The sequence below is a fragment of the Pusillimonas caeni genome (assembly GCF_003545815.1).
In the GTDB taxonomy this organism is placed as follows: Bacteria; Pseudomonadota; Gammaproteobacteria; order Burkholderiales; family Burkholderiaceae_B; genus Pusillimonas; species Pusillimonas caeni.
In genome coordinates, this window is sequence record NZ_PDUW01000002.1 from 463,726 (window position 1) to 478,460 (window position 14,735).

General features: G+C 66.5%; 17 protein-coding genes. 15 read left to right on the top strand and 2 right to left on the bottom strand.

Annotated elements, in window-relative coordinates; all coding sequences use genetic code 11:
* Positions 1-2 precede the first annotated feature (2 nt).
* The 10 genes from CSC67_RS05875 (at position 3) to CSC67_RS21185 (ending at position 9,568) form a co-directional block, all read left to right on the top strand.
* On the top strand, positions 3-1,040 hold the full coding sequence (locus CSC67_RS05875) for a branched-chain amino acid ABC transporter permease (protein WP_118993581.1): 1,038 nt from the start codon (positions 3-5) through the stop codon (positions 1,038-1,040).
* Complete coding sequence (locus tag CSC67_RS05880) at positions 1,037-2,815, top strand: branched-chain amino acid ABC transporter ATP-binding protein/permease (protein ID WP_118993582.1); 1,779 nt, start codon at positions 1,037-1,039, stop codon at positions 2,813-2,815. The genes CSC67_RS05875 and CSC67_RS05880 overlap by 4 nt, the downstream gene beginning before the upstream one ends.
* The gene (locus CSC67_RS05885) at positions 2,815-3,552 is read left to right on the top strand and encodes an ABC transporter ATP-binding protein (RefSeq protein ID WP_118993583.1); all 738 of its coding nucleotides are present in this window, start codon (positions 2,815-2,817) and stop codon (positions 3,550-3,552) included. Before CSC67_RS05880 ends, CSC67_RS05885 begins: the two co-directional genes overlap by 1 nt.
* Entirely contained in the window at positions 3,549-4,760 is a 1,212-nt protein-coding gene (locus CSC67_RS05890) for a thiolase family protein (RefSeq protein ID WP_245220138.1), read from the top strand. Before CSC67_RS05885 ends, CSC67_RS05890 begins: the two co-directional genes overlap by 4 nt.
* The gene (locus tag CSC67_RS05895; protein WP_118993584.1) at positions 4,757-6,313 is read left to right on the top strand and encodes a long-chain-fatty-acid--CoA ligase; all 1,557 of its coding nucleotides are present in this window, start codon (positions 4,757-4,759) and stop codon (positions 6,311-6,313) included. The genes CSC67_RS05890 and CSC67_RS05895 overlap by 4 nt, the downstream gene beginning before the upstream one ends.
* Positions 6,300-7,061 carry a class II aldolase/adducin family protein gene (locus tag CSC67_RS05900; protein WP_118993585.1) on the top strand — a complete coding sequence of 254 codons (762 nt, stop codon included), beginning with the start codon at positions 6,300-6,302 and terminating at the stop codon, positions 7,059-7,061. Before CSC67_RS05895 ends, CSC67_RS05900 begins: the two co-directional genes overlap by 14 nt.
* A 105-nt stretch (positions 7,062-7,166) precedes the next feature.
* The gene (locus CSC67_RS05905; RefSeq protein WP_118993586.1) at positions 7,167-8,180 is read left to right on the top strand and encodes a TauD/TfdA family dioxygenase; all 1,014 of its coding nucleotides are present in this window, start codon (positions 7,167-7,169) and stop codon (positions 8,178-8,180) included.
* Positions 8,181-8,248: 68 nt separating this feature from the next.
* The gene (locus tag CSC67_RS05910) at positions 8,249-8,803 is read left to right on the top strand and encodes a carboxypeptidase-like regulatory domain-containing protein (protein WP_118993587.1); all 555 of its coding nucleotides are present in this window, start codon (positions 8,249-8,251) and stop codon (positions 8,801-8,803) included.
* Positions 8,804-8,848: 45 nt separating this feature from the next.
* On the top strand, positions 8,849-8,932 hold the full coding sequence (locus tag CSC67_RS05915; RefSeq protein ID WP_245220163.1) for a hypothetical protein: 84 nt from the start codon (positions 8,849-8,851) through the stop codon (positions 8,930-8,932).
* Between the two features lie 147 nt (positions 8,933-9,079).
* Positions 9,080-9,568 (top strand): hypothetical protein, encoded by a 489-nt coding sequence (locus CSC67_RS21185; RefSeq protein WP_135227428.1) that lies wholly within the window; start codon positions 9,080-9,082, stop codon positions 9,566-9,568.
* Positions 9,569-9,819: 251 nt separating this feature from the next.
* Here CSC67_RS21185 and CSC67_RS05925 read toward each other — a convergent pair whose 3' ends face one another.
* Together CSC67_RS05925 and CSC67_RS05930 are read right to left on the bottom strand one after the other, a co-directional pair.
* Positions 9,820-10,020 carry a hypothetical protein gene (locus CSC67_RS05925; RefSeq protein ID WP_118993589.1) on the bottom strand — a complete coding sequence of 67 codons (201 nt, stop codon included), beginning with the start codon at positions 10,018-10,020 and terminating at the stop codon, positions 9,820-9,822.
* Positions 10,021-10,044: 24 nt separating this feature from the next.
* Positions 10,045-10,545: a transcriptional regulator gene (locus CSC67_RS05930; protein WP_135227429.1), complete on the bottom strand. Its 501-nt coding sequence runs from the start codon at positions 10,543-10,545 to the stop codon at positions 10,045-10,047.
* Between the two features lie 101 nt (positions 10,546-10,646).
* Here CSC67_RS05930 and CSC67_RS05935 point away from each other — a divergent pair, with 101 nt between their 5' ends.
* The 5 genes from CSC67_RS05935 to CSC67_RS05955 all read left to right on the top strand — a co-directional run bounded on the left by CSC67_RS05935 (position 10,647) and on the right by CSC67_RS05955 (position 14,735).
* Complete coding sequence (locus tag CSC67_RS05935) at positions 10,647-10,949, top strand: helix-turn-helix domain-containing protein (protein WP_102773495.1); 303 nt, start codon at positions 10,647-10,649, stop codon at positions 10,947-10,949.
* 106 nt (positions 10,950-11,055) lie between these two features.
* Positions 11,056-11,541 carry a hypothetical protein gene (locus CSC67_RS05940; RefSeq protein WP_118993591.1) on the top strand — a complete coding sequence of 162 codons (486 nt, stop codon included), beginning with the start codon at positions 11,056-11,058 and terminating at the stop codon, positions 11,539-11,541.
* Complete coding sequence (locus CSC67_RS05945; protein WP_118993592.1) at positions 11,538-13,505, top strand: transposase domain-containing protein; 1,968 nt, start codon at positions 11,538-11,540, stop codon at positions 13,503-13,505. The genes CSC67_RS05940 and CSC67_RS05945 overlap by 4 nt, the downstream gene beginning before the upstream one ends.
* An 82-nt stretch (positions 13,506-13,587) precedes the next feature.
* Positions 13,588-14,556 carry an AAA family ATPase gene (locus CSC67_RS05950; protein ID WP_060833206.1) on the top strand — a complete coding sequence of 323 codons (969 nt, stop codon included), beginning with the start codon at positions 13,588-13,590 and terminating at the stop codon, positions 14,554-14,556.
* On the top strand, positions 14,553-14,735 hold the full coding sequence (locus CSC67_RS05955) for a hypothetical protein (protein WP_102773498.1): 183 nt from the start codon (positions 14,553-14,555) through the stop codon (positions 14,733-14,735). The genes CSC67_RS05950 and CSC67_RS05955 overlap by 4 nt, the downstream gene beginning before the upstream one ends.

Consider the following 14,735-nt stretch of genomic DNA (forward strand, 5'->3'; position numbering starts at 1 on the left):
CGATGAACGCCACGATTGCCATTATGCTGACGCAGGACGGCCTGACGAACGGGCTGCTGTATGCCTTGATCGGCTTGTCGATCCTGCAGGTGTTTCTTGTGACGCGAGTGTTGTGGGTGCCGGCCGGCGAGGTGGTGGCGCTGGCCGCGCTGACCATGGGCGTGCTGAACACCGGCAAGGTGCCCGGCATGGTGTGGCTGCTGCCCTGCATAGGGCTGGCGGCGATGCTGTCGTGGCTGTGGTCGGCATGGCGCGCTCGCACCTGGCGCGGACTGGGCGGGCAATTGCTGGCCAATATCGTCTACCCGGTGGCGGCCGGCGCGCTGGTGGCCTGGATGGCGCCCATGCCGCTGTCGCCACTGCTGCGCGGGCTGCTGACGCTGCTGCTGGTGGCGCCGCTGGGGCCGCTGCTGTACACGGCGGTGTTCCGGCCCATTCTGCATACTTCGGTGCTGACCAAGCTGATCGTGGCGGTGGCCCTGCATACGGTGCTGACGGGGGCGGGGCTGTATTTCTTCGGGGCCGAGGGGCTGCGCTCGGCGCCCATCATCAGCGGCCGGCTCGATGTGGGCTTTACGCGGCTGTCTTACCAGTTGATTTTGGTGGCCGCGGTGTCGCTGGTGCTGATGATCGCTCTGTGGCTGTTCTTTGAACGCAGCTTGTGGGGCAAGGCGCTGCGGGCCACGGCCATGAATCGGCTGGGCGCCCGGCTGGTCGCCATCCGCATCCAAAGCTCGGGGCTCATCGCTTTTGGTATTGCGGGCTTTATCGGCGCGCTGGCCGGGGTGCTTATTTCGCCCATCACCACGGTGTACTACGACTCGGGCTTCCTGCTGGCGCTCAAGGGCTTCATCGGCGTGGTGTGCGCGGGCATGGTCAGCTTCCCGCTGACGGTGCTGGGCGCGCTGGGGGTGGGGGTGCTGGACGCCTTTGCTTCTTTCTACACCTCTTCCATGCGCGACGTGATCGTGTTTTCGGCGCTGGTGCCCATTTTGATGTGGAGATCGCTTTATGCCCACCATGGGGACGATGAATCATGAAGCGGCGTACTGATCGTCTGGGCTGGTGGGCGGCGCTGGCGGCGGCGGTGCTGGTGCTGGGGCCGCTGCTGCTGCCGGCGGCGGCGATTACGCCCTTGAACTATATTGGGCTGCACGCCCTGGTGTGCCTGGGGCTGGTGCTGCTGGCCGGCATGGCGGGGCTGACCTCTTTCGGGCAGGCGGCCTTCGTGGGGCTGGGGGCGTATACCTCGGCGGTGCTGGTCACCTCGCTGGGCTGGTCGCCCTGGATGTCGCTGCCGGCCTCGCTGCTGGTGGCGGGCGCCAGCGCCTGGGTGCTGGGCTGGCTCACCATCAGCCTTTCCAGCCACTATCTGGTGCTGGGCACCATGGCCTGGGGCATGAGCCTGTACTACCTGTTCGGCAATGTGGCGGGGCTGGGCGGCTATAACGGCATCGGCGGCGTGCCGCCGATACGCCTGGACTGGCTGGGCTTGAGCGTGCAGCAGAGTTTCTTCGTGCTGATCTGGCTGTTCAACGCCCTGGCCTTCCTGGTGGTGCGCAATCTGCTCGACAGCCGCATGGGCCGCGCCATACGCAGCCTGAAAGACCCAGTCATGGCGCAGGCCTTCGGGGTGTGGACGACGCGGCTCAATGTGTCGATTTTTGTATTCGCGGCGATATTGGCCGGCTTGTCGGGCTGGCTCAATGTGCATTACGTAAGCGTGGTCAACCCGGGGCCCTTCGGCATCGGCGCGTCGATCGACTACCTCTTCATGGCGGTGGTGGGCGGCACGTCCAGCCTGGCGGGCGCGCTGCTGGGCCCGGCGGTGGTCGAGCTGCTGCGCACGGTGGTGCGCGACACGGTGCCCGGCCTGATGGGCGTGGGGGGCAGCTTCGAGATCATGGTGTTCGGGGTGGTGGTGATACTGCTGCTGCGCGGCTCGGGCGACGGGCTGATGGCGCTGTTTCGCCGCGGCGCCGCCGGCCGCGGCGGGCCGGTGGCGCCCGCCAGCGCCGAGCCGTATCCGCGCCGCGACCGGCTCGAAAAGGGCGCGCCCCTGCTCGAGGTGCGCGGCCTCGTCAAGCGCTTCGGCGGCCTGACCGCGGTGGATGCGGTGGAGTTCAAGGTGGCGGCCGGCGAACTGCTGGGCGTCATCGGCCCCAACGGCGCGGGCAAAAGCTCTTTGTTCAATGTGCTGACGGGGGTGCTGGCGCCCACCGAGGGCCAGGTGCTGTTCCAGGGCCGCTCCATCGCGGGCCTGAACCCGCGCCGCATATCGAAGCTGGGCATCAGCCGCAGCTTCCAGCACGTGCGCATCCGGCCCGACATGACGGTGCTGGAGAACGTGGCGCTGGGCGCCTACGGCCGGGGCGGGCCGGGCCTGATCGAGTCCATGCTGCGGCTGGACCGGGCCGAAGAGGCGCGCATCTTGTTCGAGGCGCAGCGCCAGCTCGAGCGCGTGGGCCTGGCCGACGTGGCGGGCCAGCCGGCGGGTTCGCTGCCGCTGGGCCAGCAGCGCCTGGTGGAGATTGCGCGTTCGCTGGCCGGCGACCCGGTATTGCTGCTGCTGGACGAGCCGGCGGCCGGCCTGCGCTTCCAGGAAAAAGCGGCGCTGGGCGACCTGCTGCGCCAGTTGCGCGAAGAGGGGGTCACCATGCTGCTGGTGGAACACGATATGGATTTCGTCATGAACCTGGTGGACCGACTGGTGGTGTTGCAGTACGGCAAGCGCATCGCCATGGGGCCGGTGGACCAGGTGCGCGGCGACCCCAAGGTGATAGAAGCCTATCTGGGCGGCATGGAGGCCACGTGATGAGCACGCTGTTGCGGGTGCAAGACCTGAAGGTCAGCTACGGCAAGATCGACGCGGTGCTGGGTGTGGGCCTGGCCATGGACGAGGGCAGCGTGGTGTCCATCGTGGGGCCCAACGGGGCGGGCAAGTCCAGCCTGCTCAACGCGCTGGTGGGCAGCGTGCCTTCGACCGGCGCGGTCGAGTACGCCGGCCGCAGGGTGGACGGCTGGCTGATCGAAGAACGGGTGGAACACGGGCTGTGCCTGGTGCCCGAGCGGCGCGAGCTGTTCGGCGACCTGTCGGTGGCCGACAACCTCGACCTGGGGGCGTTTCGCTATCGCGGCTCCAAAGACCCCGAAACCACCCGCACGCGCGATTGGCTGCTTACCGTGTTTCCGCGCCTGAAAGAGCGCTTGGACCAGAAGGCGGGCACATTGTCGGGCGGCGAGCAGCAGATGCTGGCCCTGAGCCGGGCGCTGATGTCGCGCCCGCGCCTGCTGCTGCTGGACGAGCCTTCGCTGGGGCTGGCGCCGCTGATCGTGCGGGAGATCTTCAAGGTGATCGTGTCGCTGCGCGATCATGACATGTCGGTGCTGGTGGTGGAGCAGAACGCCCGCATCGCGCTGGAAAGTTCGGATTACTGCTATGTGATGGAGGGCGGCCGCTTTGCCCTGCAGGGGCCGGCTAGCGAGCTGGCGCAGGACCCGCAAGTGGTCGCCACCTATCTGGGTACGTCAACGGTTAAGCAAGGAGCATGATAGTGACGGACATTGCCATTCCCTACGGGGCTTATTGGTCTACGCCTTTTGCGCGCTGGCAGGGCAGCTTCGCCCATTTGCACAGCCTGAAGTTCGCGGCCCATGTGGCCAAGGGCGCGCTGCAGCGCCGCAACCTCGACGTGAGCGTCTTCGATCATGCGGCGCTGGGCATGTCGGTGCCGCAGCGCGGCGCCTTCTTCGGCCTGCCCTGGCTCATGGCCCAGCTGGGCTCGGAAAACGTGGCCGGCCCCACCATCAGCCAGGCTTGCGCCACCGGCGCGCGGCTGCTGCAGTCGGTGGCCTCCACCGTGCGCGAGGGCGATGCCTCGGTGGCGCTGGCCGTGGCGGCCGACCGCGTGTCCAACGGGCCGCACATCTACTATCCGGCGCCGGACGGCCCCGGCGGCACGGGCGAGCACGAGAACTGGGTGCTGGACAATTTCAACTGCGATCCCAACACCGGCTTCAACATGCTGAAGACGGCCGAGAACGTGGCGGCGGAATACGGCTTGACCACCGAACAGCAGAACGAACTGACCCTGCTGCGCTACCAGCAGTATGAAGAGGCGCTGGAGGACGACAGCGCCTTCCTGAAGCGATTCATGGACCTGCCTTTCAGCGTGCCCGATGCCCGCTTCCGGCGCGAGCAAAGCGTGCTGCAGGGCGACGAGGGCATCTTCCCCACCTCGGCCGAGGGCCTGGCCAAGCTCAAGCCGGTGATGGAAGGCGGCACGGTCACCTTCGGCGGGCAGACTCATCCGGCCGACGGCAATGCCGGCATGGTGGTCACCACGCCCGAGCGCGCGGCCGAACTCTCGCGCGACCGCAAGGTGGGCATACGGCTGGTGTCGTTCGGGCAATCGCGGGTGAAGGCCGCCTTCATGCCGGCGGCGCCGGCGCCGGCCGCGCGCCGCGCCCTGGAGGCGGCGGGCCTGAAGGCAAGCGACCTGGCGGCCGTCAAGACCCACAACCCCTTCATCGTCAACGACCTGGTCATGTCCCAGGAGCTGGGCATCGATGCGCGCAAGATGAACCGCTTCGGCTGCTCGCTGGTGTGGGGCCATCCGCAGGCGCCCATGGGCATACGCGGCGTGATCGAACTGATCGAAGAGCTGGTGATCATCGGCGGCGGCTACGGCCTTTTCGTGGGCTGCGCGGCGGGCGACTCGGCCATGGCGGTGGTTGTGAAGGTGCAGGACGCATCATGAGCGCTTATTCCATGCCGCATGTATGGCCGACGGTGGTGCACATGCTGGACGATGCGGCCCGCCGTGCGCCCGACCATATCGCACTGATTTGCGATGAAGAACAGCTCACCTATCGGCAATATGCGGCCTGCGTCAGCGGCTTGGCCGGCGAGCTGAACCGGGCGGGGCTGGGCGAGGGCGAGCGCGTGGTGGTGTACATGGCCAACTCGCTGGACGTGGCGATTGCCATATACGGCGTGCAGGCCGCGGGCGCCCAGGTGGTGCCGATGAACCCGGCCTATACCGTCAGCGAGCTGAAGCAGGTGCTTGAAAACGCCAATGCGCGCGGCATTGTCTACGATGAGGCGGGCCGCGCGGTGGTGGAGCAGGTGCTGGCCGGCTTCGACGTGAGCTATTGCGTGGGGGCCTGCGAGGGCTCGCAGCGCCTGACGCGCTGGGCCGGCCAGGCCGAGCTGGCCGATTCGCTGCCGCTGCCGCTGCCCGAGCCCGATGCGCCCGCCATTCTGCAATACACGGGCGGCACCACCGGCGTGCCGAAGGGCGTGAGCCTGCGGCACAGCGCCGTGTCGTCCAATATCAGCCAGCGCGAAGCGCTGGTGCCCACGCGCGCGGGACAAGAGCGCGTGCTGGCGATTACGCCGCTGTTCCATTCCTATGCCATGGCCATGGGCCTGTACCTGGCGGTGTATGCGCGCAGCACCCTGGTCATCGTGCCGCGCTATCGGCCCGACATCGTGCTGGAGGCGATCGAGCGCGAGCACATCACGCTGATGCTGGGCAGCCCCACCATTTATGCGGGGCTCATGGGTTATGAAGGTTTTGCGCAGGCCGACCTGAGTTCGCTGAGGCTGTGTTCATCGGGCTCCTCGGCCTTGTCCGAGGAAACGCTGCGCCGCTGGGAGGCGGCCACGGGCTGTACCGTGTGCGAAGGCTATGGCCAGACCGAGGCCGGCCCGGTCATCGCCTACAACCCCCTGCACGGCGTGCGCAAGACGGGCGCGGTGGGCGTGGCCGTGCCCGACACCGAGATCCAGATCGTCGACGTGCAGGACAGCGACAAGGTGCTGCCGACGGGCGAGGTGGGCGAGATCCGCGTGCGGGGTCCGCAGCTGATGACGGGCTACTACGGCCGTCCGCAGGAAACCGCCGAGGCCCTGCGCGGCGGCTGGCTGTACACCGGCGACATCGGCAGGCTGGACGACGAGGGCTATCTCACCATCTGCGACCGCAAGAAGGAAATGGCCATCGTCAGCGGCTTCAACGTCTATCCGCGCGAGATCGAAGAGGCCCTGTTCCGCCACCCCGGCGTGAAAGAAGCGGCCGTCATCGGCGTGCCCGATGCCTATCGCGGCGAGGTGCTGGTGGCCTATGTCATCGCCGACTCGGGCGTCGGCGAGCAGGATGTCGCCGACTTCCTGGCCCAGCGCCTGGTCAAGTACAAATGGCCCTCGGCCATTCATCTGGTCGATTCCCTGCCCCGCACGGGCGTGGGCAAGATCGACAAGAAGTCCCTGCGTGCCCTGATGGCGGAGGAAAGCAATGGAAAACACTGAACAGTTCACCGGCATGTCGCAAGTGGAGCGGCAGATGCGCGTCGACCTGGCCGCCTGCTATCGCCTGGCGGCGCTGTACGGCATGAGCGACCTGATCGCCACCCACATCAGCGCGCGCCTGCCCGACGAGGACGGGCGCGAGGTATTCCTGATCAACCCCTACGGCATGCTGTTCGATGAAATCACGGCGTCGTCGCTGGTGAAGATCGACAGCGAGGGCAATGCCTTGTCCGCCACCGAGCATCCCGTCAACTGGGCGGGCTTCGTCATCCACAGCACCATCCATGCGGCGCGCCCGGACGTGGCGTGCGTCATGCATACCCACACCCGGGCCGGCGTGGCGGTAAGCGCCCAGCCCAGGGGGCTGCTGCCCATTTCGCAGCAGTCGACGCTGATATTGAATTCGCTCGCCTACCACGATTACGAAGGGCTTGCGGTGCACGACGACGAGCGCGCCCGCCTGCGCAACGACCTGGGCGACGCCGAGTGGTTCATGCTGCGCAACCACGGCCTGCTGACGGTGGGGCCCACCATCGCCCACGCCTTCTGGTCCATGTACATCTTTGAAACCGCCTGCCAGATCCAGCTATCGGCCCAGGCGGGGGGCGAGCTGCTGGAAATCGACCCGCAGGTATTGGCGGGCGTGGAGGCCGCCCTGGAGAAGATGGGCACCGCCCACCCGGCCCTGCTGGCCTGGCCGGCCCTGCTGCGGCGGCTCGACAGGCTATTGCCGGGTTATCGCGACTAAGGCGGGCGTGGCCGGGAGTCGGCGGCCCTCGGCGCAAAACGCCGAGAGCCGGAAAAAATCGCCCGCTGGCCGCCAGCGGGAACATCACAGGTAGGAGACAGAGACATGACTGAAATGCTGATGCAGACCTTCGAGCACCCGGCGGCATGGACCCGGGCCGAAATGCAGGATTCCGACGTATGGAAGTACACCCTGAACCAGGACGAGGTCGATGAGCTGAAGGCGGCCGTGCGCCAGGCCATGGCCAAGGGCCGGCCCCTGCGCGAGATGGCGGCCGGCGATTTTCCGCTGCCGCTGCTGACGCCGCGCATCGACAAGCTGCGCAAAGAACTGGAGTACGGGCGCGGCTTCGAACTATGGCGCGGCCTGCCCGTGGGCGAATGGAGCGAAGAAGAACTCAGCACCGCCTTCTGGGGGTTGGGCCTGCACCTGGGCGGCCCCATCGTGCAGAACTCCAAGGGCGAGCTGCTGGGCAGCGTCATCAACACCACCAGCACCGACCCCACCCAGAATGCCGATTCGCGCTTCTACCACACCAACCACGCCGCTCCCTTCCATGTGGACGGCGCCGACGTGGTCGGCCTGGCTTGTGTGCGGCCCTCGAAGACCGGCGGAGCCAGCCTGGTGGTGAGCTCGTGCAGCATCTACAACGCCATTCTGCGCGATCACCCCGAGCTCATCCCCCTGATGTACGAGCCCTTGTGGTTCGACCATCGCGGCGAGCACAATGCCATCACCGGCAAGCCTTATTGGGTCACCTCGATATGCGGATGGAACAACGGCAAGCTGTCCACCATGTACTTGCGCAACTTCATCGAATCGGGCCAGCGCTACGAAGGCGCGCCGCCGCTTACCGACAAGCACCGCCAGCTTTTCGACGTGATCGACGCCCTGGCCTCGTCCGACGAATTGTGCCTGTCGATGGATTTCCGTCCGGGCGACATCCAGTGGCTGAACAACCACACCACCCTGCATTCGCGCACCAGCTTCACCGACTGGGACGACCCCGGCCGCCGCCGCTGGCTGCTGCGCCTATGGCTCAACTTCTCCGAGCGCGACCGGTTTACCGATACCTACGGGTTTTATGGGATTGCGGTGGAGGAGGGGAAGGCGGCTTGAGGCTTCTTGGATGACAATGGCGGGTACGCCAACTGCTGGCGATCAAGACCATTTCAGGAGGAAGAATCATGAAGAATCTGTTTATTCAATCTTCGATGTCCTTCGGCCGCGCACGACCTGCCGAGGCGCTTTTTCAAGGCCGGCAACGGGTGGCTTCCTCGGCCGCGTCCCGGCGGATGCGTTTGGCCTGCGCCTCGGCGCTGCTGGGGGGAGCGGGGCTGTTGTGCATCGGCTGGATGGGCGCCGCTCATGCGCAGCTCCCTCCGGCCCAGACCGCACAAGGCGTGGAATACGTGACCGGCGGCTTCGGCTCGGATGCGGCGGCGGCCTTCAAAGAGGCCAAGTCACGCTATCCCCTGGCGCTGACCTTCGCCGCCACGGACGAGGACGGCTCCACGCCCTATGTGGCCGAAGTGCAGCTGGAAGTGACCGACGAGCAGGGCAAAAGCGTGCTGTCCCTGCCCTCGGTCGGCCCCTTCCTGCTGGCCGACCTGAAGCCCGGCACCTACACGGTGCGCGCCACGTACGAGGGCAAGGCCCAGACCCAGCAGATGAAAGTGGCCGGGCCCGGCAGCGCCGACGCGCGCATAGCCTGGAAGCGGGCGGCGGGCGGGCCTGATTGAGGAAGACTTGCCCACCAGTGCACCCAAGGGCGTATTTCGGACATTCTGAGTGGCCGGCGAGGGGTCGGCAAAGAGATCGCCAAGAAGTTGGCTCGACGCTTCAACGTCAGTGCCGCTGTGTTCTTGTAGACGAAAATTAATAATAAGTTAGTTTATCTATCAAAATATTACGTTCCTGCCTATACTTGGCCACATGGGCATTTTCAGCCCATGTGGAAAGTACTTGCATCAGTGGCGTTCGTTTGTTCTTGGATCTTTATTTTCAAGGAGAGATGCATGGCTGAGCAATATACAAAGCGCCAACGAAATGGACTGCTGGCGGGACGAGACAGGACCGGGGCGCAGCTTGGGCGAAAGCCGAGCGAAAGTCGGGAAGGTTCGATCGCGAGGTGCGGCGGCTGGCCGGCGATAAAATCCGGCGGGCTGATTGAACGCGGATCAGGCGGCGAGCAGGGCAGGTGGGCCTATCATCCGCCGCCCTGGCGACGCTGGCTGGGTGTGGCGGCGTGTGTGGCAGGCATGGCGTGGGGAACGGAAGCAAGGGCGCAGATGGCATCTGCGCCCTTTGTGTTTGAGGGCGATGTGCTGCGCATCGAGACGCCGGGCTGGGAGTCGGACAGGGATTATCTGATCGATGCCTCGGCCTATATCGAGGTGGCCGATGGAATCGAAGCTCACCTGCGCGGCAATATCGGGGCGGTTTTCGGCTCGCCGAATGGCCTGTACAAGCTGGGCGCCGGAACGCTGCGCCTGTCGGGCTGTTAGGAACCAGATGGTTTGAGACATCCGGGTCTATGTGGGTTGGCGTGGGTTGATGCGGGCTGACGCCACGAAAATCAACGAGTTAGGCGTGGGTGGCGGCCGGCGCGGCACTGGCGGATGGTTTGAGACATGCGGCGCCTTGGCGGCCGATGAACCACATGATTTGAGACGGGCGCGAAAGCCTAGGCGGCGCTGTTTAAACGGGCGGCCGCCAGCGCCCTGGAAATGTAAGTTACGGGGCGTTTAAACACCCGTCACGAGGCGCGGCGCTTGTCGGCCGTGTCCTGCTGGTCCTGCGCGGGCGTGTGCTGCTGGACGCTGCCGTCGCCGCCGATGATGACGACCCCGCGATTGCCGATGATGATGTTGCTCTGAATGAGAGGCACGCCCCGGCCGGCCTGCCCACGCTCCAGAATCTCCCGTATCTCCTTGTCTAAGTCGATTTCGTCGCTCATACGCTCCTTCCGCCCCTGCCGCTGCTATCGGTACGCGGCTAAATCTATGATGTTACTTACTGTAGCGTGATCCGGCATTTCTTGTCGGCTTGCGAAGTGGCGGTACAGCACCCGGACGAGTCGCGCCAGCGCGGCCGGCTCCAGCTGGATGTTTCGGCGTTGCAGTTCCTCAAACGCCGAGCGCGACACACGCTCCAGCAGGTCTAGGTCGGCGCTACCAGGCGCTTCTGTGTCGCTTGACTCCGACCCCGCGCCGTGCGGCTCCCCTTCCCCTGTTGCCAGCCAGTCCAGGCGCACTTTTGCGGCCCTTGCCAAGCCGACCATAGCGGCGAACGACGGGGCGCTCTGCTCCCGGATGTATCGATACAGCATATCCTCTGACACCGAAGCCGCAGATGCCGCACTTGCTCTAGTGCCGATTCGCTCCGCTGCTGCCTTGATGCGCGTTCCGATTCCCGGCTCAAGAATCGGAAAACCCTTTCCGTTCAAGGCTCTGCCTTCCGATTCTACGATTTTTCTTTTCATATCAAAGACCTAGATCATTATCTATGTCAGCAAGAGTATTCTCTGAATCGGAACATGCAGATTCTCTTGCGCGCCTAGAATATCTGCCGTAAGATTACGGCATGACTAAACACAAAGCCCCGAAAAAACCGGCCTCTAGTGACTGGCACCGCGCCGATATAAAGGCGGCGCTAGAGAAGGCCGGGTGGAGTCTTCGCCGACTGGCGGCGCATCACGGTTACGCGGCGCCTACCACCCTGACGATTCCGCTTAATCGGCCATGGCCGAAGGGGGAGCGAATCATTGCAGCAGCAATAGGCGTTGACCCGGCCGAAATTTGGCCGAGTCGCTATCAGAAGAAGTATAGCGCTCCACGGTGTGACGAGGACGCAAAAACTCTAGAGGGGGATGTCGCATGTGCATGATCGCGCTCCTGTTCTTGGGAAGGGGACAGATTAAATGTTGGGCCTGCTCCGGCCTAGATGCAGCCGGCGGCGGCGTTTGGAATGTGTCCGCCGCGAGGGGGTCCAAATGAGCCGCCGCCGCTGGAAGCCACGCCAGGCTGCGACCATGCAAGAGGCCATCCGCCTGTGCCTGGACTACGCCCTGCATAAGCACAATCGCTCGGTCGCCCGCGTGGCCGAGCTGATCGGCGTATCTGAATGGGTGATCTACAAGTGGATGAGCGAGGGATCAATCCCCAGCAAGCGCATCCGCCCGTTCGAGTTCGCGTGCGACTCCACGTTCGTCACCCAGCACATCGCCGTCAGTGCGCAAAAGCTGGTGATCGACATCCCGGCAGGCCGGGCCGCCGGCGAGCGCGACCTGCTGGATCTGCAAAACGCGCTGAACAGCGCCGTATCCCTGCTGACCAGCTTCTACCGCGACGAGGCCAAGCCCGAGGACGTGCTGCAGGGCGTGACGCTGGCCATGATGCAGTTGGCCGGCCACCGAGAGAACGTGCGGAAAAGCGCTGCGCCCGAGCTGGACCTGTTCGGCGGGGAGGATGACGCATGACCCGCGAATGGTTCATCGCCCAGGAGCTTGCCGGCCTGCCCGGCCTGCCCAGCACCGAGCGCGGCGTGAATGGCTGGGGCGAAAGAGGCCGCATCACTCGTCGCAAGCGGAGCAAGGGGAAGGGGTGGGAGTACGCCTTCTCATCACTCCCTGTCGAAACCCAGGCCGCGCTGCTCAAGCGCGACGCGCCACCGGCGCCCGCCGCCCCGGCCCGCCCGGTGGCGCCTACGCCTGATCGCGCCGGCCTGTGGGACGCCTACGACCGCCGCCCGCAAAGCCTGAAGGATGAAGCCGCGCGGCGCCTGTCCGCGCTACAGGCCGTCGAGCGCCTGGTGGCCGCCGGCACCGGCCGGTCGCGCGCCGTCGAGGAGACGGCCAAGGCGTTCGGCGAGTCACGCCCCACGCTGTACCGCTGGGCCAAGCTGGTGGCCGGGCTGGACCCGGCCGACTGGCTGGCCGCGCTGGTTCCGGCCTACACCGGCCGCACGGCCAAGGCGGAGTGCGACGAGCGCGCCTGGGACTTCTTCAAGGCGGAATGGTTGCGGGCCGAGGCGCCATCCATCGCCACCGCCTACGACCGCATGGTGCGCGCGGCGCGCGAGCAGGGGTGGGTGGTGCCCAGCCGGAACACGGTCACCCGGTGGGCGAACGAGATACCGCGCACGCTGCGCGTACTCAAGCGCGAGGGCGAGCACGCCATGATGCGGCTATACCCGTCGCAACATCGCACCGTGCGCGACCTGTACGCGATGGCCTGGATCAACGGCGACGGCTACCAGCACAACGTGTTCGTCCGGTTCCCGGACGGCACCATCGGGCGCCCCAAGACGTGGTTCTGGCAGGACATCTACAGCCGCCGCATCGTCGGCTACCGAACGGACCGCACCGAGCACAGCGACATGATCCGCCTGGCCCTGGGCGACGTGATCGAGCGCTACGGCATCCCCGAGCACGCCACCATCGACAACACGCGCGCGGCGGCCAACAAGTGGCTGACCGCCGGCGTGCAAACGCGCTACCGCTTCAAGGTCCGCGAGGAAGACCCGGTGGGCCTGATGCCGCAACTGGGCATCAAGCTGCACTGGACCAGCGTGCATAACGGCAAGGGCCACGGCCAGGCCAAGCCGGTCGAGCGCGCCTTCGGTGTAGGCGGCATCGGCGAATACGTGGACAAGCACCCGAAGTTCGCCGGCGCCTACACCGGCCCCAACGTCATGGCCAAGCCCGAGAACTACCAGTCCACGGCGGTCGAGTGGGACGTGTTCGTGCAGGTGCTGCGCGCCGAGATCGACGCCTGGAATGCGCGTACCGGCCGGCGCACCGAGATATGCGCGGGCGAGCTGTCGTTCGACCAGGCGTTCCGCGACAGCTACGAGCGCAGCGCGCACCTGATCCGCCGCGCCACCGAGGCGCAGCGCCGCATGTGGATGCTGGCCGCCGAGGCGGTGACGGTGCAGCGCGACGCCAGCGTGGCGCTGGCCATCGGCAAGGGGCCGAGCGGGCGCAACCGCTACGCCTGCGACGCGCTGATCGAGCACGTCGGCCGCAAGGTGGTGGTGCGCTTCGACCCGGACAGCCTGCACGAATGCGTGCATCTGTACCAGCTGGACGGCCGCTACATCGGCCAGGCCGATTGCATGATGGCCGCCGGCTTCGGCGACACCAGCGCGGGCCGCGAATGGCGGCGCCAGCACAAGCAGCGCCTGAAGGCCGCCAAGCAGATGGCCGAGGCCGAGATCCGCATGTCGGCCATCGAGGCGGCCGACTACATGCCCGATCCCCAGCCGGACCCCGAGACGCCCCTGCAGACCAATGTGGTGCGCGGCGCCTGGAAGGCGCCGGCCAAGAAGGTAGCGAACAGCGATGTGGTGCCCGAGGCAGAGGGAGAAATGCCCGCCGAGCGGCACCGCTTCGACGACTTCATCCTGGGCCAGATGGAGCAATGGAAGCGCGGCCAGGTATGAAAAACCCCGCGCAGTAGGCGCTGCGCGGGGCGTGTAGCAAACGGGCCATGTGGCCATCAACCAGCAAACAGGAGCATACCAGATGGACCAAAACGTGACGCAACTGGAAACCGCCCGCCGCGCCCCGCACGACGACGTGCTGATTGGCGAGGTCAAGGCCATCATGCAGGCCGAGGATCTGACCCAAGCGCAGATCAGCGGCCTGACCGGCATCGGTAAAGCGCGCCTTAGCCAGTGGCTGAACGGCGTTTATACGGGCAACGTGGCCGCCATCGAGGCGGACATCCGCCGCTGGCTGGAAAGCCGGCGCGCCGCTGCTGCCGTGTCCGCCACGCTGCCGGCCGCGCCCGGCTGGGTGGAGACGCCCACGGCGCGCGCGGTGCTGTCGGCGCTGTCGTTCTCGCAGATGGCCGAGGCCGTGTCCGTCATCTACGGCGGCGCCGGCGTGGGCAAGTCCACCGCGCTGAAGCAATACCAGCGCCGCGCGCCCAACGTGTGGGTGGTCACCGCCACGCCAGCCGTGTCGGCGCCAGGCCCCATCCTGACCCGCATCGCGCAGACGCTGGGCATCCGCACCACCGGCGCGGTGCATGTGATCGAGGCCAACATCGTGGAGCGCGTGCGCGAGACGCGCGGCCTGCTGGTCATCGACGAAGCGCAGCACCTGACGCACCGCGCGCTGGATGCGGTGCGGTCCATTCACGACGCGGCCGGCATCGGCCTGGCCCTGGTCGGCAACGAGATCGTGTACAGCCAGCTGACCGGCGGCCAGCGCCAGGTCGGCTTCGCGCAGCTGTTTTCCCGCGTGGCCAAGCGCGTGCGCCTGTCGCGCGCCAAGGATGCCGACGTGCTGGCGCTGCTGGACGCCTGGCGCATCGACGATGCCGAGGCGCGCCAGCTGTGCCTGGGCATCGGCCGGCGTCCCGGCGCACTGCGCGGCCTGTCGCAGACGCTGCGCCTGGCCAGCATGTTCGCGGCCACGTCCGGCGCCGCCCGGCCGACCGCCGAGCATGTGCGCGACGCCTGGCAAGACCTGGGGGGCGAATCGTGAAGCCCCGCCACCAGCCCGAGCAGGTCGAGTACGGCCCGATGCACCCGGATCTGTTCGACGGCGAGACGCCCATCGTGTGGGTGTCCGGCGCCGCCGAGCAGCCCGCCACCGAACCCCGGAAAGTGCGGGGGGGGGGCAGCATGATGCACGCAAGCGCGAACGGCGCGAGGAGACCCTGA

Bases quoted from the DNA above. Each gene is read 5' to 3' on its own strand.
- CSC67_RS05880 (WP_118993582.1), top strand. From the start codon at position 1,037: ATGAAGCGGCGTACTGATCGTCTGGGCTGGTGGGCGGCGCTGGCGGCG.
- CSC67_RS05925 (WP_118993589.1), bottom strand. From the start codon at position 10,020: ATGAGCGACGAAATCGACTTAGACAAGGAGATACGGGAGATTCTGGAG.
- CSC67_RS05950 (WP_060833206.1), top strand. From the start codon at position 13,588: ATGGACCAAAACGTGACGCAACTGGAAACCGCCCGCCGCGCCCCGCAC.
- CSC67_RS21185 (WP_135227428.1), top strand. From the start codon at position 9,080: ATGGCTGAGCAATATACAAAGCGCCAACGAAATGGACTGCTGGCGGGA.
- CSC67_RS05895 (WP_118993584.1), top strand. From the start codon at position 4,757: ATGAGCGCTTATTCCATGCCGCATGTATGGCCGACGGTGGTGCACATG.
- CSC67_RS05890 (WP_245220138.1), top strand. From the start codon at position 3,549: ATGATAGTGACGGACATTGCCATTCCCTACGGGGCTTATTGGTCTACG.
- CSC67_RS05900 (WP_118993585.1), top strand. From the start codon at position 6,300: ATGGAAAACACTGAACAGTTCACCGGCATGTCGCAAGTGGAGCGGCAG.
- CSC67_RS05875 (WP_118993581.1), top strand. From the start codon at position 3: ATGAACGCCACGATTGCCATTATGCTGACGCAGGACGGCCTGACGAAC.
- CSC67_RS05940 (WP_118993591.1), top strand. From the start codon at position 11,056: ATGAGCCGCCGCCGCTGGAAGCCACGCCAGGCTGCGACCATGCAAGAG.
- CSC67_RS05905 (WP_118993586.1), top strand. From the start codon at position 7,167: ATGACTGAAATGCTGATGCAGACCTTCGAGCACCCGGCGGCATGGACC.
- CSC67_RS05935 (WP_102773495.1), top strand. From the start codon at position 10,647: ATGACTAAACACAAAGCCCCGAAAAAACCGGCCTCTAGTGACTGGCAC.
- CSC67_RS05910 (WP_118993587.1), top strand. From the start codon at position 8,249: ATGAAGAATCTGTTTATTCAATCTTCGATGTCCTTCGGCCGCGCACGA.
- CSC67_RS05945 (WP_118993592.1), top strand. From the start codon at position 11,538: ATGACCCGCGAATGGTTCATCGCCCAGGAGCTTGCCGGCCTGCCCGGC.
- CSC67_RS05930 (WP_135227429.1), bottom strand. From the start codon at position 10,545: ATGAAAAGAAAAATCGTAGAATCGGAAGGCAGAGCCTTGAACGGAAAG.
- CSC67_RS05885 (WP_118993583.1), top strand. From the start codon at position 2,815: ATGAGCACGCTGTTGCGGGTGCAAGACCTGAAGGTCAGCTACGGCAAG.